This is a genomic window from Nocardiopsis ansamitocini (assembly GCF_030268225.1).
GTDB lineage: Bacteria > Actinomycetota > Actinomycetes > Streptosporangiales > Streptosporangiaceae > Nocardiopsis_D > Nocardiopsis_D ansamitocini.
In genome coordinates, this window is record NZ_BSQG01000003.1 from 515,629 (window position 1) to 540,604 (window position 24,976).

Annotated in this window: 23 protein-coding genes; 22 read left to right on the forward strand and 1 reads right to left on the reverse strand. The window is 68.0% G+C overall.

Features of this window, described 5'->3' with window-relative positions; genetic code table 11:
• The first annotated feature begins 1 nt into the window (after window position 1).
• From thrS to QSJ59_RS12130, 20 genes are all read left to right on the forward strand, one after another.
• Complete coding sequence (gene thrS, locus QSJ59_RS12035) at window positions 2–1,981, forward strand: threonine--tRNA ligase (protein ID WP_285759458.1); 1,980 nt, start codon at window positions 2–4, stop codon at window positions 1,979–1,981.
• The gene (locus QSJ59_RS12040) at window positions 1,978–3,249 is read left to right on the forward strand and encodes a DUF2786 domain-containing protein (RefSeq protein WP_285759460.1); all 1,272 of its coding nucleotides are present in this window, start codon (window positions 1,978–1,980) and stop codon (window positions 3,247–3,249) included. The genes thrS and QSJ59_RS12040 overlap by 4 nt, the downstream gene beginning before the upstream one ends.
• 68 nt (window positions 3,250–3,317) lie before the next feature.
• Window positions 3,318–5,015, forward strand: a complete 1,698-nt coding sequence (locus QSJ59_RS12045) for a DUF885 domain-containing protein (protein ID WP_285759461.1) — start codon at window positions 3,318–3,320, stop codon at window positions 5,013–5,015.
• A gap of 181 nt (window positions 5,016–5,196) precedes the next feature.
• Window positions 5,197–6,042, forward strand: coding sequence for a TerC family protein (locus QSJ59_RS12050; protein ID WP_285759463.1), 846 nt, complete (start codon window positions 5,197–5,199; stop codon window positions 6,040–6,042).
• A gap of 101 nt (window positions 6,043–6,143) precedes the next feature.
• Entirely contained in the window at window positions 6,144–6,713 is a 570-nt protein-coding gene (locus tag QSJ59_RS12055) for an HIT family protein (protein WP_285759464.1), read from the forward strand.
• Window positions 6,710–7,093 carry a thiol-disulfide oxidoreductase DCC family protein gene (locus QSJ59_RS12060; protein ID WP_285759465.1) on the forward strand — a complete coding sequence of 128 codons (384 nt, stop codon included), beginning with the start codon at window positions 6,710–6,712 and terminating at the stop codon, window positions 7,091–7,093. The genes QSJ59_RS12055 and QSJ59_RS12060 overlap by 4 nt, the downstream gene beginning before the upstream one ends.
• 66 nt (window positions 7,094–7,159) lie before the next feature.
• On the forward strand, window positions 7,160–7,795 hold the full coding sequence (gene pgsA / locus QSJ59_RS12065; protein ID WP_285759467.1) for a phosphatidylinositol phosphate synthase: 636 nt from the start codon (window positions 7,160–7,162) through the stop codon (window positions 7,793–7,795).
• Between the two features lie 10 nt (window positions 7,796–7,805).
• Entirely contained in the window at window positions 7,806–8,711 is a 906-nt protein-coding gene (locus QSJ59_RS12070; RefSeq protein WP_285759469.1) for a phosphatidylinositol mannoside acyltransferase, read from the forward strand.
• Between the two features lie 5 nt (window positions 8,712–8,716).
• The gene (locus tag QSJ59_RS12075; RefSeq protein ID WP_285759569.1) at window positions 8,717–9,865 is read left to right on the forward strand and encodes a glycosyltransferase family 4 protein; all 1,149 of its coding nucleotides are present in this window, start codon (window positions 8,717–8,719) and stop codon (window positions 9,863–9,865) included.
• 43 nt (window positions 9,866–9,908) lie between these two features.
• Window positions 9,909–10,391, forward strand: coding sequence for a hypothetical protein (locus QSJ59_RS12080; protein ID WP_285759570.1), 483 nt, complete (start codon window positions 9,909–9,911; stop codon window positions 10,389–10,391).
• Between the two features lie 277 nt (window positions 10,392–10,668).
• Entirely contained in the window at window positions 10,669–11,595 is a 927-nt protein-coding gene (gene pdxS / locus QSJ59_RS12085; protein WP_285759571.1) for a pyridoxal 5'-phosphate synthase lyase subunit PdxS, read from the forward strand.
• Between the two features lie 178 nt (window positions 11,596–11,773).
• Window positions 11,774–12,382, forward strand: coding sequence for a pyridoxal 5'-phosphate synthase glutaminase subunit PdxT (gene pdxT / locus QSJ59_RS12090; protein ID WP_285759470.1), 609 nt, complete (start codon window positions 11,774–11,776; stop codon window positions 12,380–12,382).
• Complete coding sequence (locus QSJ59_RS12095) at window positions 12,379–13,128, forward strand: YebC/PmpR family DNA-binding transcriptional regulator (RefSeq protein WP_285759472.1); 750 nt, start codon at window positions 12,379–12,381, stop codon at window positions 13,126–13,128. Before pdxT ends, QSJ59_RS12095 begins: the two co-directional genes overlap by 4 nt.
• A 131-nt stretch (window positions 13,129–13,259) precedes the next feature.
• Window positions 13,260–13,727, forward strand: a complete 468-nt coding sequence (locus QSJ59_RS12100) for a DUF4282 domain-containing protein (RefSeq protein WP_285759474.1) — start codon at window positions 13,260–13,262, stop codon at window positions 13,725–13,727.
• A 102-nt stretch (window positions 13,728–13,829) separates the two neighbouring features.
• Window positions 13,830–14,378, forward strand: a complete 549-nt coding sequence (gene ruvC / locus QSJ59_RS12105) for a crossover junction endodeoxyribonuclease RuvC (protein ID WP_285759476.1) — start codon at window positions 13,830–13,832, stop codon at window positions 14,376–14,378.
• Window positions 14,379–14,406: 28 nt separating this feature from the next.
• Window positions 14,407–15,018, forward strand: coding sequence for a Holliday junction branch migration protein RuvA (ruvA, locus tag QSJ59_RS12110; RefSeq protein WP_285759478.1), 612 nt, complete (start codon window positions 14,407–14,409; stop codon window positions 15,016–15,018).
• A 134-nt stretch (window positions 15,019–15,152) separates the two neighbouring features.
• The gene (gene ruvB / locus QSJ59_RS12115; RefSeq protein ID WP_285759480.1) at window positions 15,153–16,208 is read left to right on the forward strand and encodes a Holliday junction branch migration DNA helicase RuvB; all 1,056 of its coding nucleotides are present in this window, start codon (window positions 15,153–15,155) and stop codon (window positions 16,206–16,208) included.
• 133 nt (window positions 16,209–16,341) lie between these two features.
• Entirely contained in the window at window positions 16,342–16,731 is a 390-nt protein-coding gene (yajC, locus tag QSJ59_RS12120; protein ID WP_432707469.1) for a preprotein translocase subunit YajC, read from the forward strand.
• A 100-nt stretch (window positions 16,732–16,831) separates the two neighbouring features.
• Window positions 16,832–17,362, forward strand: a complete 531-nt coding sequence (locus QSJ59_RS12125; RefSeq protein ID WP_285759482.1) for an adenine phosphoribosyltransferase — start codon at window positions 16,832–16,834, stop codon at window positions 17,360–17,362.
• Between the two features lie 578 nt (window positions 17,363–17,940).
• Window positions 17,941–20,124 (forward strand): RelA/SpoT family protein, encoded by a 2,184-nt coding sequence (locus QSJ59_RS12130; RefSeq protein WP_285759483.1) that lies wholly within the window; start codon window positions 17,941–17,943, stop codon window positions 20,122–20,124.
• Window positions 20,125–20,205: 81 nt separating this feature from the next.
• Here QSJ59_RS12130 and QSJ59_RS12135 read toward each other — a convergent pair whose 3' ends face one another.
• Window positions 20,206–21,438 (reverse strand): DUF349 domain-containing protein, encoded by a 1,233-nt coding sequence (locus QSJ59_RS12135; RefSeq protein WP_285759484.1) that lies wholly within the window; start codon window positions 21,436–21,438, stop codon window positions 20,206–20,208.
• 387 nt (window positions 21,439–21,825) lie between these two features.
• Here QSJ59_RS12135 and QSJ59_RS12140 point away from each other — a divergent pair, with 387 nt between their 5' ends.
• A complete protein-coding gene (locus QSJ59_RS12140) occupies window positions 21,826–22,500 on the forward strand; it encodes an MBL fold metallo-hydrolase (RefSeq protein WP_285759487.1) in 675 nt (224 codons plus the stop codon).
• Window positions 22,501–22,683: 183 nt separating this feature from the next.
• Window positions 22,684–24,423, forward strand: coding sequence for an aspartate--tRNA ligase (aspS, locus tag QSJ59_RS12145; protein WP_285759488.1), 1,740 nt, complete (start codon window positions 22,684–22,686; stop codon window positions 24,421–24,423).
• Window positions 24,424–24,976: the final 553 nt, after the last annotated feature.

The window sequence follows — 24,976 nt, forward strand, 5'->3', positions numbered from 1 at the left end:
CGTGTCCGCCGTGCCTGAGCTGCGTATCACCCTCGCTGGAGCCGAGCGTGTGGTGGCGGCCGGCACTACGGCCGGTCAGGCTCTTGAAGCCGACGGGCGAACGGTCATCGCCGCCCGGGTCAACGGAGAATTGCGCGACCTTGCCCGAGAGCTGGTCGAAGCCGACACCGTCGAGGCCGTCACGATCGATTCCGACGACGGTCGCGCGATCCTGCGGCACTCCTGCGCACACATCCTGGCCCAGGCCGTCCAGGAACTGTTCCCCGAGGCCAAGCTTGGTATCGGCCCGCCCATCGACAACGGTTTCTACTACGACTTCGATGTAGAGCGGCCCTTCACCCCCGACGACCTCAAGCGCATCGAGAAGAAGATGCAGGAGATCGTCAAGCAGGGGCAGCGCTTCTCCCGGCGCGTCGTCTCCGACGACGCCGCGCGCGCCGAACTGGCAGCCGAGCCCTACAAGCTCGAACTCATCGGCCTCAAGGGCGGCGCCGTCGAGGCGGCCGAGGGTGCCGGTGTCGAGGTCGGCGCAGGCGAGCTCACCATCTACGACAACCTGCACGCCCGTACCGGCGAGCTGTGCTGGAAGGACCTCTGCCGCGGTCCCCACCTGCCCAGCACCAAGACCATGCCCGCGTTCAAGCTGATGCGTTCGGCAGCGGCCTACTGGCGGGGCAGCGAGAAGAACCCGCAGCTCCAGCGCATCTACGGAACCGCCTGGGAGTCCAAGGACGCACTCAAGTCCTACCTCGCCTTCCTGGAGGAGGCCGAGAAGCGCGACCACCGCAAACTGGGAGCCGAACTCGACCTGTTCTCCATCCCCGAGGAAATCGGTTCGGGGCTGGCGGTCTTCCACCCCAAGGGCGGCATCATGCGCCGGGTGATGGAGGACTACTCGCGCAAGCGGCACGAGGAGTCGGGTTACGAGTTCGTCTACACGCCGCACGCCACCAAGGGCAAGCTGTTCGAGAAGTCCGGTCACCTCGACTGGTATGCGGACGGCATGTACCCCCCCATGCAGCTGGACGAGGGCCAGGACTATTACCTCAAGCCCATGAACTGCCCGATGCACAACCTGATCTTCGACGCACGGGGGCGGTCCTATCGCGAGCTGCCGCTGCGCCTCTTTGAATTCGGGACCGTTTACCGCTACGAGAAGTCCGGCGTCGTGCACGGGCTGACCAGGGCACGCGGTTTCACCCAGGACGATGCGCACATCTACTGCACCAAGGAGCAGATGGCCGACGAGCTGGACTCGCTGCTGACCTTCGTGCTCGACCTGCTCCGCGACTACGGCCTCAACGACTTCTACCTGGAGCTGTCCACCCGCGACCCCAAGAAGTCCATCGGCTCCGACGAGGCCTGGGACGAGGCCACCGAGACGCTGCGCCAGGCCGCGGGCAAACAGGGGCTGGAACTGGTCGACGACCCCGAGGGGGCCGCGTTCTACGGCCCCAAGATCTCGGTGCAGGCCCGCGACGCCATCGGGCGCACCTGGCAGATGTCCACCATCCAGGTCGACTTCAACCTTCCCGAGCGTTTCGACCTGGAGTACACCGCGGCCGACGGTTCCCGTCAGCGGCCGGTGATGATCCACCGTGCGCTCTTCGGCAGCATCGAGCGTTTCTTCGCCGTACTGCTGGAGCACTACGCCGGGGCGATGCCGCCATGGCTCGCCCCCGTGCAGGTCACCGGAATCCCCATCACCGACGAGCACGTTCCCTACCTGCAGGACGTGGCCGCCAAGCTGCGTGCCGAGGGGATCCGTGTCGAGATCGACGCCAGTGACGACCGTATGCAGAAGAAGATCCGCACCGCCCAGAAGCAGAAGGTTCCCTTCATGCTGCTGGCCGGTGACGAGGACGCCGGCCGCAACGCCGTCTCGTTCCGTTACCGTGACGGTTCCCAGAACAACGGTGTTCCCATCGACGACGCGGTTGCCGAGATCGTCGCCGCGGTTCGCGAGCGCCGCCAGGCGTGACCGAATCACCCCCGGACACCGCTGAACGGTTGATCGGTGAAGCCGTCCTCGCGCTCTCGCGCGAGGACGGCGCGGCGTTCGAGCGTGCGGCCGATCGAGTGGCCGCCGGACCGGGGACCGCCGACTGGCAGGGCACTGCGGAGGCCGTGCTTGCCGAGTCGCTGCGGCGCTACGTCGCGGCCGCGTGGCGGCGCGGTTGGCAGCCGACCGACCTCGTCCACTACGTCCGCCGCAGGTTCGGCGACCAGCATGCCGTGGTCGTGGTCGACGCGATTGCCGCCGAGCTTGCGGACTACCCTGCTGAGACCGTGCACGAGCGGTGGCGCGCCCAACTCCAGGAACTGGGCGGTCCCGAGGTGCGCGTCCCCGGTGCCGACCGTCTGCGGCTGTGGCGTACGGGGGAGGGCCTGGTCTGGCCCGTCGCGGTGCTGTGCCTATTGGAGACGGTCGCTCTGTTGGCACTGCTGCCGGAGCTGCCCCAGTTGTGTCCACCGCCGGGACGGGCGCGTCCGGCCGTTGTGCCCGCCACCACCGGTACCCGAGGGCGGGCCGGGCGCCGCATGCTCGACCGGGTGCGCGCGCTGCTCGCCAAGGCCGAATCCACGGAGTTTCCCGAAGAGGCGGAAACCCTTAGCGCGCGGGCCCAGGAGCTCATGGCCCGCCACGGCATCGACGTGGCGCTCCTGGACGAGGTTCCGGGGGCACCGTCTGCTCCTGTCGGGATACGCGTCCCGGTCGAGGGCCCCTACGAGGCGTCCAAAGCCACCCTGTTGGAGGTCGTGGCCACGGCCAACCACTGCCGGACCGTCTGGCACTCCGACCTCGGTTTCTCCACCGTGCTGGGTTTCGGGGCCGAACTGGAGGCGGTGGAACTCCTGCATACTTCGCTTCTCGCCCAGGCCACGACGGCCATGGTGCGGGCCGGATCGGGGCCGCCCGGCAGAGGCAAGAAGGCGCGGGCCCGTACCAAGGAGTTTCGTCAGTCCTTCCTGGCCGCCTACGTCCAGCGTGTCAGCGAGCGATTGGAGAACATCGCCCACGCCACCGAGCGTGCGGCTGCCCAGCAGGGCGAGCCGGACCTGCTTCCGGTACTGGCGGCCCGCGACGTGGCCGTGGAAGAGGCCGTCGAGGCGATGTTCCCCGGACTGGTCCGCACCCGCACGCGTGCGGTCGGTGACTACGACGGTTGGGTCTCGGGGCTGGCCGAAGCCGACCGCGCCCCACTGCGCGCCCGCCACCAGGTCCACGACGGTCCCGGCGACGGTTGAGGCACCGGTTCAAGGAGCAGGCCCGGCACCAGGGCGAAATCGACGTCCTGGTGGCAGGATGAGAGGCGATGACTACGCCTGAGCCCCAGCACCCGGACCCGGGTGCCAACGCCATGACCGACCGGTTCCGCGATGTGGCCGAGAAAGTCCTCGACCGGCTGCTCTTTGATGATCCCGAGTGGGCGGACGGGCTCGGTGACCACCGTTTCGCCGACCGCCTCCCCGACTACTCCGAGGGGGCCCTGGCCGACCGCGCCGACACCCTCGCCGACGCCCTTCGCGCCCTCGACGACATCGACGACACGCTTCTGTCCACTGCCGACCAGGTCGACCTGGAGACCCTGCGGACCAGGGTCAGCGCGGACCGATGGCGGCTGACCGAACTGCGCCCGCACGACTGGGACCCCCTCCATCTGCTTCCCGGCGACGCGTTGTCCACCCTGGTGGGCCGCGACCGGCTGCCGCGGGCCGAGCGTCTGGACGCCCTGGCCGCACGGTGCGCCGCGATACCGGACTTCCTGCGCCACGCCCGCGAGCGGCTGGCGAGCGGCCCGGGAATGCCCCGGGTGCACGTGGAGACCGCGATCGGCCGGACACACGGCGCGGTCGGACTGTTGGGGGAAGAACTCGACCGGCTGCTGGCCGGTCCCACCGCGCCGCCGGCCGCCTTGGGGAGTGCCCGAGACGCAGCCCGCCAGGCCCTGACCGAGCACGCCGAGTGGCTGGCAGCCGAGGCCCCCGCGGCAACGGCCGACCCACGCCTCGGAGCCCGGGATTACGCCGCGCAACTCTGGTACGCCCTCGACTCGCCGCTGAGTCCCGAGACCCTGCTCACCCGTGCCGAGAGCGATCTCATCGCCACCGAGGACGAGATCGCCGAGGTAGCCGCCGAGTACGACGCGCGGGCGCGCTATCCGGGGCAGGTCCGCGAAGTCCTGGACCGACTCGCCGTCAAGGGCGCCACGAACGCGGCGGACGTGCGCTCACTGTGCGAGCGTGCGCTGGAACACCTGCGCACGCGGACCGACGACCTGGGCCTGGTCAGTGTCACCGACGATCCGGTACGCGTCATCGACATGCCCGAGACGCGTCGGGGTGTGGCGGTGGCCTATTGCGACCCGCCCGGGCCGCTCGGCCCCGCGGGTGCCGCGCCCACCCTGGTGGCGGTCGCCCCACCGCCCGAGGACTGGCCGGTCGAGCGGCAGGAATCCTTCTACCGCGAGTACAACGCCTACATGCTGCGCAACTTGATGGTGCACGAGGGCACCCCCGGTCACGCCCTCCAGCTTGCCCATTCCGCCCGCTACCGGGGGCCTACCCGGGTTCGCAGCGCCCTGGGCAGCGGGTCCTTCATCGAGGGGTGGGCGGTCTACGCGGAGGAACTGCTCGCCTATGCGGGGTGGGGCGGAGGAGAGGACGATCTGGCACTGCGCCTGGTCCAGCTCAAGATGCGATTGCGGATGATCCTCAACGCGATTTTGGATGTGCGCACCCACACCGGTGACGTCGACGAGGAGGAAGCGCTGCGACTGCTGACCGAGCGCGGTCACCAGGAGGAGGGAGAAGCAGCGGGAAAGTGGCGTCGGTCCCTTCTCACCAGCGCTCAACTCTCGACCTACTACGTCGGCTACCGCGAGGTCAACGACGTCGCCCGGGACCTCGCCGCTGCCCGTCCGCACGCCGACCAGCGAGCCGTGCACGACGAGATGCTGGCTTTCGGGTCCCCGTCGCCCCGTCACCTGCGCACCCTGCTCGGTCTGGCCTGAGGCGGCGGTGACCGGTCGCCGCACATCCGGATGTGCGGCGACCAGACCCGACGGGGTGGGCGGGCCGCGGTGCCCGCGGAGAGGGCCTTGGTCCCTTACCCGTGACTTATCTCGGTTTCCCTAGATTCCTCAGGCCAGTGTCGATACTCCACCACCCCGCTGCCTCGGAGTCAGAAACCTTATGACCACGGACCTCATCATTGGATTTCTGACGCTGACAGTGTTGGAGATCGTGTTAGGGATCGACAACCTCGTCTTCATCTCGATCCTGTCCAACAAGCTTCCCGAGCATCAGCGCGAGAAAGCGCGCAAGCTCGGCATCGCCCTGGCGCTGATCACCCGCCTGGCGCTCCTGGCCTCGATCAGTTGGATCGTGCAGCTCACCGAACCGCTGTTCTCGGTCGCCGGGTTCGAGTTCTCCGGGCAGGCGCTGATCCTGCTCGTGGGCGGGTTCTTCCTGCTCGCCAAGGGCACCTACGAAATCCATGAGAGCCTCGAAGGCGACCACGGGCACAAGGCATCCACGACCGGTGCGGTCTTCGGTGTCGTGGTCGCACAGATCGTCGCCCTCGACCTGGTCTTCTCCCTCGATTCCGTGATCACCGCAGTGGGGATGATCGACCCCGAGGGGTTGGGCATCTGGGTGATGGTGGCCGCCGTGGTCATCGCCGTCATCGTCATGCTGGTCTCGGCCAACCCGTTGGCCCGGTTCGTCAACGACCACCCCACGGTCAAAATGCTGGCCCTTGCGTTCCTGCTGCTCATCGGCATGAGCCTGGTGGCAGAGGGCTTCGGCTTCCACATCGAGAAGGGCTTCATCTACACCGCGATGGGCTTCTCGCTCTTCGTCGAGGTCCTCAACCTCCTGGCCGGTCGGCGCCGTCGCAAGAAGCGCGAACTGGCCGGAGCCGAGCCGGTCAGACTGCACAACCGCTTCGTCCCGGCCCGCCAGGGAGCAGTCGCCACCACGGTCGCCGCCTCCCCGACTGCCGAGGAGGGGCGGCCCTCCGCCTCCGAGACGCCGTAGGGCGTTGCCGTTGTCGCCGCGCTGTCGGGGTGCCCGACGGCGCGGCGACACCGCCCCGTCCTATGCTGGCGTGGAGGCGAAGAGGAGAGGTGGGCGAGTCGGTGAGCAGCACCCAGCACGACGTTTCGGACACCGGTGCCGGAGAGGAGCAGCCGCATGATCCCGACGGTTTCCAGCGGCTGTGGACCCCCCACCGAATGGCCTACATCAAGGGCGAGAACAAACCGACCGGATCGGCGCCGGAGGACGGTTGCCCCTTCTGCCGTGCGCCCTCGCTCCCCGATGACGAGGGACTGGTGCTCGCGCGTGGCACCAAAGCGTTCGCGCTGCTCAACCTCTATCCGTACAACAGCGGTCATCTGATGGTCTGCCCCTACCGCCACGTCGCCGACTACACCGAACTCGACCCCCGAGAGGCGGCCGAGGTCGCGGAGCTCACCAAGGCCGGGATCACCGCGTTGCGCACGACCGCCGGTCCCCACGGCTTCAACGTCGGGATGAACCTGGGGACCGCGGCGGGAGCGGGTATCGCCGCGCATCTGCACCAGCACGTCGTCCCGCGCTGGGGCGGTGACACCAATTTCATGCCGGTGGTCGGTCGGACCAGGGTGCTGCCCCAATTGCTGACCCAGACGCGGGAGCTGTTGGCCGAGCATTGGCCTGCGCCATGAGCGCTGTATCGCCGGTCCTCGTCTACGACGGCGACTGCGCCTTCTGCACCGTCGCTGCCCAGGCAGGCCAGCGCCACATCACCGGGGGAGGCCCCGTCGTGTGGCGGCCCTGGCAGTTCTGCGAGCTGTCCACTCCTTTGGAGGAGCGCGCGCAACGCGAGATCCTGCTGCTGCACCCCGACGGCCGCCGGGTATGGGGTGGCGTCGACGCGGTGGCCGTCCTGCTCCTCAACAGCCCGCACCGCTACTGGTGGCCGCTGGGGTCCCTGCTGCGGCGGCCTGTTGCCAGGGGCTTCGGGGGCGCCGTCTACCGCTGGACGGCCCGCAACCGATACCGGCTGCCCGGCGGGACTCCCGCCTGCCAACTGCACAGTGACTGAGGGCCGCGCGTTTCGGCGCGCTCGGTGCGCCGGAACACCGCGAGCGCTCTACGATCTGAAGAAGTCATGCTGAGAATTCTGCGTCCCGTCATCGCCCGCCTACTGCGACCCGTCGGCCGCGGCCTCGCCCAGCTCGGTGTCAGCCCCGACATGATCACGATCGTGGGCACCATCGGCGTCGTCGTGAGTGCGTTCGCCTTCTACCCTCGCGGAGAGCTCTACCTCGGGACCGTCGCTGTCACGGTCTTCGTGCTGTTCGACATGCTCGACGGAGCGGTTGCCCGGGCCGGCGACGTCGAGAGCCGTTGGGGGGCCTTCCTGGACTCGACCCTCGACCGGCTCGCCGACGCCGCCATCTTCGCCGCGCTGCTCATGTGGTTCATCAGCGACGGCCACGATGAGCCGCTTGCCTGGCTCACGATGTTCTGCCTGATCAGTGGGTTTGGTGTGTCCTACATCAAGGCCAGGGCAGAGGCACTGGGAGCCAACTGCGACGTCGGTATCGCCGAGCGGACCGAACGACTGATCATCACGTTGGTCTCCGTCGGCCTCGCGGGGTTGGGCGTTCCCTACGTTCTCGCCGGCGGGCTCTGGGTGCTCGCGATCCTCAGCGCAATCACCATCGTCCAGCGCCTCGTGGAGACCCGTAACCGGTTGACCGAGCCCAGTCCCACGTACGGCGCCACCGAACCGAAGGGCTGAGCACTCCGCTATGGGAGATCGCACCACCACGGCCGCCTACACGCTGGGTTGGACGCTGATTCGCCACGTCCCCGAGCGCTCCGGTCGTTGGGCTTTCACCAAACTCGCCGATCACGCCTGGCGTCACCGGTTGGGCGGTGTCCGGCAGTTGGAGGCCAACCTCCGTCGGCTGGTCGGCCCCGACGCCTCCCTGGCCGAGCTCCGAGCGTTGTCCAGGGCGAGCATGCGCTCCTACATGCGCTATTGGTACGAGTCCTTCCGGCTGCCCGCTATGGGGCGGGACCTCATCGCGGACCGCACCCGAAGTACCGGGATCGACGCACTGGAAGCCCACATCGCCGCAGGCCGGGGAGTGGTCGCAGCACTGCCGCACATGGGCAACTGGGACCACGCCGGAGCGTGGATGACGGTGCGCGGGACCCGGTTGACCACCGTTGCCGAGCGATTGCGGCCGGAGAGCCTCTTCGAGAAGTTCGTGGGTTTTCGCGAGGAACTGGGGATGGAGGTGCTGCCGCTCACCGGAGGACCGTCCAGTGCGGCCGGGACGTTGGCACGCCGACTGCGTGCGGGCGGCCTGGTCTGCCTGCTCGCCGATCGCGACCTCACCGAGTCCGGCATCGAGGTGACCTTCTTCGGCGAATCCGCGCGGATGCCCGCGGGACCGGCTGCGCTGGCCCTTCGCACCGGCGCCGCGCTTTTGCCCGTTTCGCTATGGTTTGACGGTCCGTGCTGGGGTATTCGGGTGCATGCGGAGATCGCGCCGCCCGCGGAAGGCGACCGGTCGGAGAAGACCCGCGCCATGACACAGGAACTCGCGACGGTGTTCGAGAGCGAGATCGCCGAGCACCCGGAGGACTGGCACATGCTGCAACGAGTGTTCACCGCCGATCTCGACCCCGAACCGCGGCGGCGGTGAGTCCGATTCGTGTGGGCCTGGTCTGTCCCTACACCTGGGATGTCCCGGGCGGCGTGCAACAGCATGTGGGCGACCTCGCGGAAGCGCTCATCGGACTGGGGCACCGGGTATCGGTCCTCGCCCCCTGCGACTCCGAGACCGAACTGCCCCCGCACATCGTCTCCGCGGGCCGGGCGATCGCAGTGCCCTACAACGGGTCGGTGGCACGTCTGAGCTTCGGGCTGCGCGCCGCGGCCAAGGTCCGCCGCTGGATCCGCGAGGGCGACTTCGACGTGCTGCACGTGCACGAGCCCGCTGCGCCGAGCCTGTCCCTGCTCGCCTGCTGGGTGGCGGAGGGCCCTATCGTCGCCACCTTCCACACGTCCAACCCCCGCTCGCGTGCGATGGCCGCCTCGGCGACGATGCTGCGCACCGCCCTGGAGAAGGTCAACGGTCGGATCGCCGTGTCCGAGGCGGCCCGCAAGACGCTTGTGGAGCACCTGGGCGGGGATGCCGTCCTCATCCCCAACGGCGTGCTGGTGGACCGTTACACCGAGGCGGAGCCCCTCCAGGGGTGGCCCGGAGAAGGCGGAGCGATCGGTTTTCTGGGCCGGATGGACGAACCGCGCAAGGGGTTGTCGGTACTGCTCCAGGCGTTCGACCGGATCGGACCGGATTTTCCCGGCCTGCGCCTGCTCCTGGCCGGTCCCGGTGACGCCGAGGAGGCGCGTGCCAAGATCGCGCCGGCACTGCGCGACCGGGTGGTCTCCTTGGGGCTCGTCAGCGAGGCGGACAAGGTCCGGGTCTACCATTCCGTCGACGTCTTCTGCGCCCCCAACCTGGGAGGGGAGAGCTTCGGCATCGTCCTCACCGAAGCGATGTCGGCGGGGGCGGCGATCCTGGCCAGCGATATTCCGGCGTTCCGCCATGTTCTGCGGGAGGGGAGGGCAGGACAGCTGTTTCCCACCGGCGACCCTGCCGCGCTGGCGGCCGGCGCCGTGGAGCTCCTCCACGATCCCGATCGCCGGGCCGCGCTGTCTCGCGCGGCCCGTGTCGCCGTGCAGCCCTATGACTGGAGTGCGGTGGCCGCGGACGTGGTGCGCGTCTACGAGGCCGTACTGCCCGAGCCCGACGCACCCGTGGTCGCCGCCCGGCCCGTCGCAGAGACGGGGTGAGAGCGTGCTCTCCACGCTGACCACGGTGTTCGCCATTCTGGTGATGTTCTCTTTCTACCTCTCCTGGCGGGCCACCCGACTGGACCGACTGCACACCAGGTTCGAGACGGCTTCCGCCGCGCTGGACGCTGCCCTCGCCCGGCGCGGAGCGGTCGTGGGTGAGCTCGCAGGCGCCGCACTGCTCGAACCCGCCTCCAACGTGTTGCTGGCCGACGCCGCCGCCCAGGCGCGCCGTGCACGTGGCCAAGCCGACCGCGAGCTGGCCGAGAGCAACCTTTCCCGGACCTTGCGCGTGGTGTTGGCAGAAGCGGACCTGTCGGACGAAGGCACCGGTCTTCTCGCCGAAGTGCACGCCGCGGCCAAGCGGGTCTACATCGCCCGGCGGTTCTACAACGACGCGGTCGCCGCCACCCACGTAGCCCGCTCTTCCCGTCTGGTGCGGGTCCTGCGCCTGGCAGGACGCGCCGAACTGCCCGACTATTTCGAGATGGACGACGAATCGCCGGGGGCGGGGACCCTGGGATGATCCGGTCGGCTCCGTCCGACGACGACCGTCGGGAATTCCCGATCGGCGGTCGTCGTTCCACCTAGGCGTGCACCACGCGAGCGCTCTTTCGCGGATGCAGTGGGCACGGACCGCCAATGGCCCGGACACCTTTGGTGTTATGTCCTGAAAGTGGCGCTCAAGGGAGGATCTACCATGGAGAACACAGGAGCAGGCGAGGCCGACGTCAAGCCCGTTCGTGTGACCCCATAGGATCCTTCCCGCACTGAGGGATTTGAGAGCCGTGTCCACCCAGAACCTGGAGTCCGCAGCCGTGACCAACACCGTTGAGAACACGACCGAAAGCACGGTCGGCACCGCCCGCGTCAAGCGCGGCATGGCCGAGCAGCTCAAGGGCGGTGTGATCATGGATGTGGTGACGCCCGAGCAGGCCAAGATCGCCGAAGACGCCGGCGCCGTCGCCGTCATGGCACTGGAGCGGGTTCCCGCCGACATCCGCAAGGACGGCGGCGTGGCTCGCATGTCCGATCCCGACATGATCGACGGCATCATCAGCGCCGTCTCCATCCCCGTGATGGCCAAGGCCCGCATCGGTCACTTCGTCGAGGCGCAGGTCCTGCAGTCCCTCGGCGTTGACTACATCGACGAGTCCGAGGTCCTCACCCCCGCAGACGAAGCACACCACATCGACAAGTGGGCTTTCACCACTCCTTTCGTCTGTGGCGCCACCAACCTGGGCGAGGCCCTGCGCCGCATCGCCGAGGGCGCGACCATGATCCGCTCCAAGGGTGAGGCCGGCACCGGCAACGTCGTCGAGGCGACCCGCCACATGCGACAGATCCGCAGCGACGTCAAGCGCCTGGGAACCTTGGACGAGGCCGAGCTCTTCATCGCGGCCAAGGAGCTGCGCGCTCCCTACGACCTGGTGAAGGAGGTGGCCACGCTGGGCAAGCTCCCCGTCGTGCTGTTCACCGCCGGTGGCATCGCCACTCCGGCCGACGCAGCCATGATGATGCAGCTGGGCGCAGAGGGCGTCTTCGTGGGCTCGGGCATCTTCAAGTCGGGCGACCCGGCCAAGCGCGCCCAGGCCATCGTCAAGGCCACCACCTTCCACGACGACGCCGAGACCATCGCCAAGGTCTCGCGCGGTCTGGGCGAGGCAATGGTCGGCATCAACCTGGACGACCTCAGCGACAACCAGCGTTACGCCGGTCGCGGCTGGTAACGGCCCCGCCGCGGGCCGGGAGCCCGACGACAGTGGTTCCCGGCCTTTTCGGCCCCGCCCGCGCCAACCAGGTACCTACGCCGGTGAACGCGGGCTTCGGCGTTCTACGGACGCCGTCCACACAGCCGGGCCCTCCCCGGGGAACGGTGATGAACGAGCAGTTGAGCGAGGTTGCCTCTTGTCCGCCACCCCCACCATCGGCGTACTCGCCCTCCAGGGCGACGTACGCGAGCACACGCATGCGCTCGAACGGTCGGGTGCCCGCGTCGTCACGGTGCGGCGCCCGACCGAACTCGACACCGTGGACGGACTTGTCGTGCCGGGAGGGGAGTCCACCACGATGTGGAAACTCGCCGAGGCTTTTGAGGTTTTGGAGCCGCTGCGCAAACACATCGCCTCCGGAATGCCCGCCTACGGATCCTGTGCGGGAATGATCATGTTGGCCGACCGCATCGAGGACGGCGTCCAGGGGCAGAAAACCATCGGCGGGATCGACATGACGGTGCGCCGCAACGCTTTCGGGCGCCAGGTCGACTCCTTCGAGGCGGGGGTGACGGTTACCGGCGTGGACGGCGGTCCGTTCGACGCAGTGTTCATCCGCGCGCCCTGGGTCGAGTCCGTCGGAGCGGGGGCCCACGCGCTCGGACACGTCGCCACGGGAGAACGTGCCGGTAGGATCGTCGCGGTACGACAGGGGGCGCTGCTGGCAACCTCGTTCCACCCCGAACTCACCGGGGACACGCGTATCCACAGGCTCTTCGTCGACATGGTGAAAGGACACGCATGAGCGGCCACTCCAAGTGGGCCACCACCAAGCACAAGAAAGCCGTCATCGACGCGAAGCGGGGCAAGCTCTTCGCCAAGCTGATCAAGAACGTCGAGGTGGCCGCACGCACCGGTGGCGGAGACCCGGACGGCAACCCCACGCTCTTCGATGCCATCCAGAAGGCCCGCAAGAACTCCGTGCCGCTGGACAACATCGAGCGCGCGCGCAAGAGGGGCGGCGGCGAGGAAGCCGGCGGTGCCGACTGGCAGACCATCATGTACGAGGGCTACGGCCCGGCGGGCGTGGCGCTGCTGGTGGAGTGCCTCACCGACAACCGCAACCGCGCGGCCTCCGAGGTCCGTGTCGCGGTCACCCGCAACGGCGGCTCCATGGCCGATGCCGGATCGGTCTCCTACCTCTTCAACCGCAAGGGCGTCGTCATCGTGCCCAAGGAGGGGACCACCGAGGACGACGTCACCCTCGCGGTGCTGGATGCCGGCGCCGAGGACATCAACGACCTGGGCGAGGCATTCGAGGTCATCAGCGAGGCGACCGACCTCCTCCCGGTGCGCACCGCACTCCAGGAGGCCGGGATCGAATACGAGTCGGCGGAGACGAGTTTCCTGCCGAGTATGGAGATTCCGGTGGACGAGGAGGCGGCCAAGAAGGTGCTGCGTCTCGTGGACGCCTTGGAAGACTCCGACGATGTGCAGAACGTCTTCACCAATGCCGACATCTCCAACGAAATCTTGGAGAAGATCGGTTAATCCCCCCGTTTCACTCACGCGCGCCCCGGCAGCAGTGCCGGGGCGCGCGTGTGTCCGCACCTCTTCGGTGGAAGGGCGACCCCGGAGACGGTAGATATGTGCAGTCACCCCTGACGAAACGGAGCCCGGCCATGTCCTATCCCCCCGACCCCAACCAGCAGCCCTGGCAGCAGCCGTCCGGTCCCTATCCCGGACAGCCCCCGCAGGGGCCGCCCCCCGGTTCTTACGGGGTGCCGCCCGGTATCGGGTACCAAGGGGCGCCGCCCCCCGGCGGACCCCAGCCGGTCCTGGAGAAGGGTTTCTTCGGGGCCCTGTTCGACTTCGGGTTCACCACCTACGTGACCTCGAAGGTCATCAAGGTCCTCTACGTCATCGGCCTGGTGCTCGTGACGATCGCGACGCTGTCCTTTGTGGTCAGCTCGTTCTCGATGATGGGGAGAGGGGGCTTCGATACGTTCTTCGGCATCCTCATGCTGCTGTTCAGCCCGGTGCTGGCCCTGCTCTATCTGATCCTGCTACGGATCTGGATGGAACTGCTCATCGTGGTCTTCCAAATCGCCGACGACCTCCGGGCGATCCGGATCCGCGGCGGTTTCTGACACCGCTCACCGGCTCGCTCCGCGAGGGAGGGAGCCGGTGACCCCCCTTCCGGGTAGGCTCTGCGAACGGACGTTCGAGAATCAGGGCGGGGAGGCCGCAAGGTGCGCGTGCTGGGAGTCGACCCGGGGTTGACCCGGTGCGGTATCGGAGTGGTCGACGGGGCCATCGGCCGCACACTCACCATGGTCGCCGCCGATGCGATCCGCACCTCTGCCGATGCCGAACTCCCCGTCAGGCTGCTCGGCATCGAGCGCGGGATCGAGCAGTGGCTGGACGACTACCGGCCGGACGCGGTCGCCGTGGAACGGGTGTTCGCCCAACACAATGTCAGCACCGTTATGGGAACCGCGCAGGCCAGCGCGTTGGCCATCGTGTGTGCCGCACGTCGTGGCCTGCCCGTGGCCCTGCACACCCCCAGCGAGGTCAAGGCGGCGATCACCGGAAGCGGCCGCGCGGACAAGGCGCAGGTCGCCATGATGGTGGCACGGATCCTCAAACTCGCGGAGCCCCCCAAACCCGCCGACGCCGCCGACGCCGTCGCCCTTGCGGTCTGCCACCTGTGGCGCGGCGGCGCCCAGGCACGCGTTGCCCAGGCCCAGCAGGAATTCGCCCGCAAGGTGGAGCTCGCCCGTCAAGCACGCGGCATCTAGTAGTCCCGTACGACACGAGAGGGAAGAAGTGATCGCGTTCCTGACCGGCCGGGTCGCAGCCCGCGGCATCGGATCGGCTGTCATCGAGGTGGGCGGCGTCGGTATGACCGTGCAGTGCACCCCGGCCACCCTGGCACGGCTGCACATCGGTGAGCAGGCCACTGTTGCCACCTCACTGGTGGTCCGGGAGGAATCCCTGACCCTTTTCGGCTTCGGCGACGACGACGAGCGCGACGTCTTCGAGCGAGTGCAGACCGCCAGCGGAGTAGGGCCCCGCCTGGCGTTGGCGATGCTCTCCGTGCACACCCCCGACTCGCTGCGGCGCGCCGTGGCGGCCGAAGACACCGGCGCGCTCACCCAGGTCCCGGGAATCGGCAAGAAAGGAGCGCAGCGCATCGTCTTGGAGCTCAAGGACAAGCTCGGTGCGCCGCTCGACCCCGGTCCTGCCCCGATCGGGGCCGCCGTTTCCGCTCCGGCCGCCCTCGCCTGGCGCCCCCAGGTCGTCTCCGGTCTGGTCAACCTGGGGTGGACCGCCAGGGACGCCGAGGCCGCGGCCGACGCAGTGGCCACCGATGCCGAGGAAGGCGCCGACGTCGCCGTCCTGCTGCGCAGCGCACTGCGCAAACTCAGCCGCGCCTAGCCGCGGCGTCTCTGCCGACCGGAGCGGGATGCCCTTTGCGGCAGCCCGCTCCTGTCAAGAAAGCCCGGGCTGGGCGGGGAACATCCGATCGCCCCGCGACATCCCCCGGCGACCAGCGTAGAAAGGCCGCACCGATGAACGAGCACGACCGCGAACTCGTCTCGCCCGACGCCGACGTGGACGAGCGTGCAGTCGAGGGAGCACTGCGGCCCAAGAGCCTGGACGAGTTCGTCGGCCAGGAGCGCGTGCGCGAGCAGCTGTCCCTCGTGCTGCGCAGCGCACAGCGAAGGGGCAAGGCACCCGACCACATCCTCATGTCGGGGGGCCCCGGCCTGGGCAAGACCACTCTGGCCATGATCATCGCCGCGGAACTGGGCGCACCCCTGCGCATCACCTCCGGGCCGGCCATCGAACGTTCCGGTGACCTCGCCGCGGTGCTGTCCACCCTGCACGAGGGCGAGGTGCTCTTCCTCGACGAGATCCACCGAATGGCCCGTCCCGCGGAGGAGATGCTCTACGTCGCGATGGAGGATTTCCGGGTGGACGTCGTGGTGGGCAAAGGGCCCGGCGCCACCGCGATCCCTATCGACGTGGCGCCGTTCACCCTCGTCGGAGCGACCACCAGGGCGGGAATGCTGCCCGCTCCGCTGCGTGACCGGTTCGGCTTCGTCGCACACATGGACTTCTACCGGCCCGACGAATTGGAGCGGATTCTGACCCGTTCCGCCGGACTGCTGGGGGCCGAGATCGATCCGGACGCGGCAGTGGAGATCGCCGGACGCTCCCGGGGCACGCCTCGGATCGCCAACCGGTTGCTGCGCAGGGTCCGCGACTACGCGGAGGTGCGTGCCGACGGGCGCCTCACCCTGAAGATCGCCCGTGCGGCCCTCAACCTCTACGAGGTCGACGACGAAGGTCTCGACAGGCTCGACCGTGCGGTGCTCGACGCCCTGCTCCGCCGGTTCCGCGGGGGACCGGTCGGCCTGTCCACGTTGGCGGTGTCGGTGGGGGAGGAGCCCGAGACGGTCGAGACCGTTGCAGAGCCCTTCCTCGTCCGTTCGGGATTCATTGCCCGCACTCCCCGCGGCCGGGTCGCAACCCCCCAGGCGTGGTCGCACATGGGGGTGGCTCCGCCTCCGGACGCGGCCTTCGGTGCCGCGGCCCTGATGGAGGAGACCGAAGGGTCGTAAGCTGGACGTAAGCCGGTCTCCGGCTCGACGCCGGTCGGTTCGGGAACCCGCAGCCGGGGCCGTTCGTTGGAGCAGGGCGTGCCGCCCGTTGTGCTGTGGTGCGGCCAGGACATACCCCAGGAAAGGACGCCCAGTGCAGGGCCTACTGAATTTCGCAGCGGAGGGCCAGGGCCAAGGCTCTGGAGTCCTCGGCCAGATCCTCATCTTCGTTCTCATCATCGCGGTGTTCTACTTGCTGTTCTTCCGGCCGCAGCAAAAGCGCCGCCAGCAGGAGATGCAGATGCAGAGTGAGCTGGGCCCGGGGACCGAGGTGATGACCAAGGCCGGTATCTACGGCACCATCACCGAGGTTCACGACAACGACGTCGAGCTGGAGATCTCGCCCGGAACCCGCATCCGGATGGTCAAGGCCGGCGTGGGCGAGGTGATCAACCCGCAGGAGCCCCAGGTTGACGACACCCCTGTCGAGGATCGACCCGATTTCGGCAATGACCCCGGCGACGGCAGGGGAGACAACAAATAGTCTGGCCTGCCCAGCGCGCAGCGAAGACTTTTCACCCGGTACCGGCCCCGCATGCGGGGCCGGTACCGTTTTTGGTCCGACAAACCGGAGAAGGCCCCCGATGACCACTGACCTGATCGCTCTCATCGACCGCCACGTGCGTGACATCCCCGATTACCCGCAGCCCGGAGTCGTGTTCAAGGACATCACTCCGCTGCTGGGCGACCACGCCGCCCTGACCGCGACGGTCCGCGGCCTGGCCGACCCCTTCAGGGACGAGCGGATCGACTACGTGGTCGGGTTGGAGGCCCGCGGATTCATTTTCGGGACACCGGTCGCGCTGGAACTGGGGGCGGGTTTCGTCCCGCTGCGCAAAGCAGGGAAACTGCCCGCACGAACCTTGAGCCAGTCCTATGATCTGGAGTACGGCACCGCGACGGTCGAGATACACGCCGACGCGATCACTCCCGGGAGCCGGGTGCTCATCGTGGACGACGTTCTCGCCACCGGGGGTACGGGGCACGCCGCGGTTGAATTGGTCCGACGCGCGGGTGGTAACGTCGTGGGACTCTCGGTCCTGATGGAACTCGGTTTCCTCAAGGGGCGCGAGAGGCTGCCCGACGTCGAACTGCGCGCTCTGATCGCTCTCTAGCGGTCCGGCGGGGGACGCCGACCAATCGGGGTGCTTGTGCCCCACCGCACCGACGTGCTGATATGTCGTCCCTTGCGGTATGCGAACCGTGGAATGACGGCATGGCGGCACCGCGTTACAGGACCCAAGGGCTGACCGCCCACATCACACATCAAACCGATGCATCGGGCGGCGACGACGACGTCCCACCACCTCGGTTTTGAAGAATCCGGTCCGGCGGAAGCCAACGAGGCGACCATCGGTGAAGCCGCGGGAGGTTGTCCATGCGCAGTGAAATGGTCTCGACCGAGGCGGTTTCCGCACGGTCGGACGAGCCGGACCGAAACCGCGACCAGCAGCCCGGAGACGCCCCGCGCGTCGAGACGGCAGACGAGTGTCAGGGGGGCGCCGTCTCCGACGAGGTGCCCCACACCCCAGTACCCGACGCCGTGGCCGGTGCCGCCGCGGACTCCTCCCACACCGGCAGGACGGATGACGATCCTGACCCAAGGCCAGCTTCCACCACTCCATCCGCCCCGTCCTCTACCGTGCGGGTCCGCCGCAGACTCGCACGACTCGGCGCTCAGCGGGGAGCGAACATGAACCCGGTTCTCGAACCTCTCATCAAGACGGTGCGTGCCACGCACCCCAAGGTCGACGTCCGACTCATCGAACGCGCCTACGACGTCGCAGCGCATCACCACCGCGACCAGAAGCGCAAGAGCGGTGACCCCTACATCACCCACCCCTTGGCGGTCGCCACCATCCTGGGCGAGCTGGGGATGCAGGAGCCCACCATCGCAGCGGCCTTGCTGCACGACACCGTCGAGGACACCTCCTACACGCTTGGGCAGCTGCGCACCGACTTCGGCGACGAGATCGCCGAACTGGTGGACGGAGTCACCAAACTCGACAAGGTCAAGTACGGCGAGGCCACCCAGGCCGAGACCGTGCGCAAAATGGTCGTGGCCATGTCGCGCGACATCAAGGTCCTGGTCATCAAGCTGTGCGACCGTCTGCACAACATGCGCACGCTGCGCTATCTGGCGCAGCCCAAACGGGAGAAGAAGGCCCGCGAGACGCTGGAGATCTTCGCCCCGCTCGCCCACCGCCTGGGAATGAACACCATCAAGTGGGAGCTGGAGGACCTCGCGTTCGCCACGCTGTTCCCCAAGCGCTTCGACGAGATCGCCCGTTTGGTCTCCGAACGTTCCCCGCGCCGCGACGTCTATCTCCAAGACGTCATCGAGGCCGTCTCGGCCGACCTGCGCGAGGCCAGGATCAAGGCGACGGTGCGGGGGCGGCCCAAGCACTACTACTCGATCTACCAGAAGATGATCGCCCGCGACTGCGGCTTCGACGAGATCTACGACCTCGTGGGCATCCGGGTCCTCGTCGACAGCGTCCGCGACTGTTACGCGGCCCTGGGCACCATCCACGCGCGCTGGAACCCGGTGCCTGGGCGGTTCAAGGACTACATCGCGATGCCCAAGTTCAACATGTACCAGTCGCTGCACACCACGGTGATCGGTCCGGCGGGCAACCCGGTCGAACTCCAGATCCGCACCCGGGCCATGCACCGCCGGGCCGAGTACGGGATCGCCGCGCACTGGAAGTACAAAGAGGACCGCAACACCGGTGGCAAGAGCGCCGAGCCCAAGGCCAAGGGCGGTTCCGGCGACCTCGCCTGGCTGCGGCAGCTCATCGACTGGCAGCAGGAGACCAAGGACCCGGGCGAGTTCCTGGAGTCGCTGCGGTTCGACCTCTCCGTGCAGGAAGTCTTCGTGTTCACCCCCGACGGTGATGTGATCGCGCTGCCGCAAGGGGCCACCGCTGTCGATTTCGCCTACGCCGTACACACCGAGGTCGGTCACCGCACCGTGGGGGCACGGGTCAACGGCCGACTGGTTGCGCTGGACAGCGAACTCAGCAATGGCGAGACCGTGGAGATCATCACCGCCAAGACCGCGGACGCCGGCCCCAGCCGCGACTGGCTGAATTTCGTCAAGAGCGCCCGAGCCCGCAACAAGATCCGCCAGTGGTTCACCAAGGAGCGGCGCGAGGCCGCGATCGAGCAGGGCAAGGACGCCATCGCCAAGGTGATGCGCAAACAGGAGCTACCGGTCAAGCGGCTCTTCAGCGGTGAAGCACTGATCGCCCTGGCACACGACCTCCGGTACCCCGATCTCGACGCGCTCTACGCCGCGGTCGGGGAGAACCTGATCAGCGCGCAGAACGTCGTGGAAAAGCTGGTCGACGCCCTGGGCGGTCTGGACGGTGCCGAAGAGGACATCGCCGAGACCGCGGTGCCCACCCGGCCGGTGCGCCAGCGCGCGGCAGGCAATCCCGGCGTGGTCGTGGAGGGCGATGCCGATGTCTGGGTGCGGCTGTCCAAGTGCTGCACGCCGGTCCCGGGCGACCCGATCATCGGTTTCGTCACCCGTGGCTCCGGTGTCTCGGTGCATCGCAGCGACTGCGTCAACACCAAACACCTCGACCCCGAGCGCATGGTCCAGGTGCAGTGGCAGCCCACCGAGAAGTCCATGTTCCTGGTGGCACTCCAGGTCGAGGCGTTGGACCGCACGCGCCTGCTCTCCGACATCACCAGTGTGCTGTCCGATCAGCACGTCAACATCCTCTCGGCGACCGTGCAGACCAGCCGGGACCGCGTCGCGCTGAGCCGGTTCACCTTCGAGATGGCCGATCCCGCTCACCTCGGGCACGTCCTCAAGGCGGTACGCGGTGTGGACGGCGTCTACGACGTCTACCGGATGAAGAACTAGCCGGGGAGAAACCTGCGGCCCGCGCCGCCCCGTTGATACGGGGACGGCGCGGGCCGCAGGCTGTTGAGGGTCGACGAGCCGTCAGCTCATCTCCTCCAGCGCCTTCTGCGCCTCGGCGAGCCAGGACCGGCGCGCGGTCAAAGCATCCTCGGCTTCGCGAACCTTGCGGTCGTTGCCGGCGGTGCGGGCCTTCTCCAGCTTGCCCTCCAGGTCCGCGATGGAGTTGCGCAGCTGGTTGACCGTCGCCTCGGCACGGGCACGTGCCTCGGGGTTGGTCCGCTCCCACTCCTTCTCCTCGGCCTTGCGCACAGAGTCCTCGATCGTGCGGAAGGCACCTTCCAGGCGTTCCCGGGAGTCGCGCGGCGCCATACCGGCCTCCTCCCAGCGCTCCTGGAAGTCGCGCAGCCGCGCACGGGCTTCACGCGGGTCGGAGAGGGACAGCAGTTCCTGGTTGGCCTCCTCCAGCAGTTTCTCCTTGGCTTCGGCGTTGACCCGGAGTTCGGCGTCGCGTTCGGCGAAGACGGAGTTGCGTGCCTGGAAGAACCGGTCCTGTGCACCCTTGAACCGCTCCCAGAGCGCGTCCTCGGTGGCGCGGTCGGCACGGCCGGTGCTCTTCCACTGCTGCATCAGGTCGCGGTAGCGGCCGGCCGTGGGCCCCCAGTCGGTGGAGTCCGCCAGGGTCTCGGCCTCGGCGACGATCTTCTCCTTGTCGGAGCGCACGTGCTCGCGCTGCTCGTCCAGACCGGCGAAGTACGCCTTGCGCCGCTTGGAGAAGGCGTTGCGGGCAGTGGACATCCGCTTCCACAGTGCCTGCTCGGTGGGGCGGTCGGCACGGGGGGCGGCCTTCCACTCCTCGATGAGCTGGCGCATCCGCTCGCCGCCGGTCTTCCAGTGCGTGGTCTCCTCGGCCACCCGCTCGGCCTCGACGACGATGCGTTCCTTGATGTCGCGGGCTTCGCCGCGCGCCTGCTCCTGGGCCTGCTTCTGTTCGACCTTGCGCTGCTCGGCGCGTTCGGTCAGCGTGTCCAGGCGCGCCGAGAGCGACTCCAGGTCTCCCACGGCGTTCGCGTCGGTCACCGAGGTGCGCAGTTTCTGCACGCTGCTCAGAGCTTGGGCCGCGGAGAGGTCGGTCGTCGCCAGCCGCTTTTCCAGCAGCTCCACCTCGGTCAGGAGCGCGTCGTACTTGCGCTGGAAGAACGCCAGCGCCTCTTCCGGAGCGCCCGCCTGCCACGATCCGACGACACGTTCGCCCTCGCTCGTGCGCACGTAGACCGTGCCGTCGTCGTCTACGCGGCCCCAGGGGTCCGTGGTCACCGTGATCCTCCTGCTGTGATGAGCCTGACGATTAGCCAGGTCGATGTGGTCGTGGACAGCATGTCCCGTACGGCTCGCCCCGCCTGAGCGGTGGTCGGCCTTTGGGGGTGGGCATGAATCTACCCGTACCGGCTGAACTGACCTATGTTGTCGCTGCCCAGAGTGTGTACGGTCCGGGCTCCGACCAATATGGCACTGTCGCGGCGATTGGCAAAGAGCCATCGGCCGCGTGGTGACCGAATGGTGATGAATCGTCGGGGTGGCTCGCCTCGGCGCGAGCGGTGGTCTCGTCCGGATAACAGGTCGCTCACCCTCCGCGACCTCGGTAGGCTCGGGGGGCCCGGACCGGGCACCCGCAGTCGTCAAGAAACGAGGTCGGCGCTCACCGTGTTCATCGCAGACTTTCCCGCCGGACCACTGGCCGCGAATTGTTACGTGGTCGCGTCCGCCGCGGGAGGGCGATGCGTGATCGTCGATCCCGGACAGGACGCGGTCGACAGGGTGGCGGGGCTGGTCGCCGAACACGGCCTGACCGTCGATGCGGTGTTGCTCACCCATGGCCACTTCGACCACGTCTGGTCCGCGGCGTCGCTGTGCGAGACCTACGCCGTCCCGGCCTATTTGCACCCCGCCGACCGTGCACTGCTCACCGATCCTGGCCGCGGCCTCGATCCCGGTCTGGCCGCGCAACTGCTCGACCTGTTCAAAGGCCAGGTTCCCGGGGAGCCGTCCGATCTTGTGGCCGTAGCCGACACCCAGGTCGTCAGGCTCGCGGGCCTGGAGTTCACGGTCGATCACGCTCCCGGACACACCCCCGGATCGGTCACCTACACCGTGCCCGGAACGGGAGACGCCCCGGCGGTGATGTTCACCGGAGACCTCCTCTTCGCCGGCTCGATCGGACGCAGCGACTTCCCCGGCGGCGACCACGCCGAGATCCTGCGCAGCCTCGATCGGGTCTGCCTGTCCCGTGACGACGACACCGCGGTCCTTCCCGGCCATGGGCCCCGGACGACCATCGGCCAGGAGCGGGCCACCAATCCCTTCCTGCGCGACCTCTAGGGCGCTTGCGCTTCCGTTTCAGCACGATCGTGAAGAATGATGACCAGCACTGCACCGCACGCGGGTTCGGACTCGCCGCTCATGCCCAGACGAGATACCGGCACCGGTTGCCCTCCTGAGTAACCGGAGACCGCGCATGTCAGGCAAGATGAGACAGTCCTAAACCGTTGAAGGAGAACCCCGTTGATCCGCACGCATGACGCGGGCACGCTGCGCGCCGAGCATGCCGACGAGACCGTAGTCCTGGCCGGCTGGGTGGCACGCCGCCGTGACCACGGCGGCGTCGTCTTTTTGGACCTGCGCGAGGCGTCCGGCGTGGTCCAGGTCGTGGTGCGCGAGGACGACCTCGCCCACGACCTCCGCTCGGAATACTGCATCAAGGTCACCGGCACCGTCCGGGTCCGCCCCGAAGGCAACGAGAACACCGAGATCACGACCGGGGCGATCGAGGTCGTGGCCACCGAGATCGAGGTCTTGAGCGAGGCAGCCCCACTGCCCTTCCCGCTGGACGGCTCCCAGGAGGTGTCGGAGGAGGCGCGGTTGCGCTACCGGTACCTCGACATCAGGCGCCCAGAACGTTCGGCTGCCCTGCGAGCCCGTTCCCAGGCCACCTATGTCGTCCACGACGTCATGCGCGAGCACGGCTTCGTCAATGTCGAGACGCCTTACCTCACCCGTTCCACGCCTGAAGGCGCCCGCGACTTTCTTGTCCCGGTGCGACTCCAGCCCGGACACTGGTACGCCCTCCCTCAGTCCCCCCAGCTGTTCAAGCAGCTGCTCATGGTGGGCGGCATGGAGCGCTACTACCAGATCGCCCGTTGCTTCCGCGACGAGGACTTCCGGGCGGACCGCCAGCCGGAGTTCACCCAGATCGACATCGAGATGAGCTTTGTCGACCAGGAAGATGTGATCGCGCTGGGCGAGCAGTTGGCAGCCCGGCTGTGGAGCGAGGTCGTGGGCTATGAGATCCCGCTGCCGCTGCCCCGTATGCCGTTCAACGAGGCGATGGACAGGTTCGGCTCCGACAAGCCGGATCTGCGTTTCGGCCAGGAACTCACGGAACTCACCGAGGTCTTCGCCGACACCTCGTTCCGTGTTTTCCAAGCGCCTTACGTAGGTGCGGTCGTCATGCCGGGCGGGGCCTCCCAGACCCGCAAGCAGCTGGATGGGTGGCAGGACTGGGCCAAGGCGCGCGGTGCGCGGGGACTGGCCTATGTGTTGATCCAGGAAGACGGGTCTCTTGGCGGTCCCGTGGCCAAGAATCTCTCTGACACGGAGAAGAGCGGCCTCGTGGCCGCGGTGGGAGCAAAAGCGGGAGACGCGGTCTTCTTCGCCGCAGGTGCACGTAGGGCATCCCAAGAACTGCTCGGAGCGGCTCGTCTGGAGATCGGCAACCGTCTTGGCCTCATCGACGAGTCGAAGTGGTCCTTCCTCTGGGTTGTCGACGCTCCGATGTTCGAGGAGACCGATGACGGGGGGTGGACCGCAGTGCACCACCCCTTCACCGGCCCGAAGCCCGAGTTCGAGGCCACCTTCGACACCGAGCCAGCCAGCGCATTGGCCTATGCCTACGACATGGTCTGCAACGGTTCGGAGATCGGTGGCGGGTCGATCCGTATCCACCGCGGCGAGATTCAGCAGCGCGTGTTCGATGTGCTGGGAATCAGTAAAGCCGAGGCGGAGTCGAAGTTCGGGTTCCTGCTGGAGGCGTTCAAGTTCGGCGCACCTCCGCACGGGGGCATCGCATTCGGTTGGGACCGCATCATTACCTTGTTGACCGGTGGCGACTCCATTCGTGATGTGATCGCGTTCCCCAAGACGGCATCCGGGGGAGACCCGCTGACCGGGGCGCCGACCCCGATCACGCCTGTGCAGCGTCGCGACGCCGGGGTCGACTTCGTTCCGGAGAACGAGGACGCCTGAAGCGTTTTCATTGACAGGTGAGGTGACCGGGGTCTGTGCGCCACAAGGGTGCTGGGCCCCGGTTCTCGTTTCGCGCAGTTCCTGGCCGTCGGACGGGAATCGGGGAGGCTGTCGGTGCAGGGAGGCGTGAACGGCAGGCCGGGGCCGTCCGGTCGCGACCGGAGTCGTGAAGAGCCGACCCAGGATTCCTCCGACCCTTCCGCTTTTTGCCTTTGAAGCCCTTCCTGGCGCCTTTTGGGGCAAATAAAGAGTATGGCCGCTTTGCGTTTTCGTGGCATGGGAAGAGGTTGTCGGGGCTGACGGTTCTCCCGGGCTCGGCGGTCCCTGTCCCTTCGCGGTCAGGCGGTTGATTCTCCGCCGGGGGTGCTCGGTGTTCGGCTGTCGCAGCGCTCCTGGGGGTATTCGCGCCAGAGGACGGCTTCCGTGGCCGTCGGGGAACCCGTGCCAACACGGATCCTGAGCACCGGACGGGAGTGCGGCCAAGCCGCTAAGGTGGAAACTCGCCCGCCGGGGCGCCGGTTGGTGCCGAGGAACTCTGGTCGGCACACTTTCC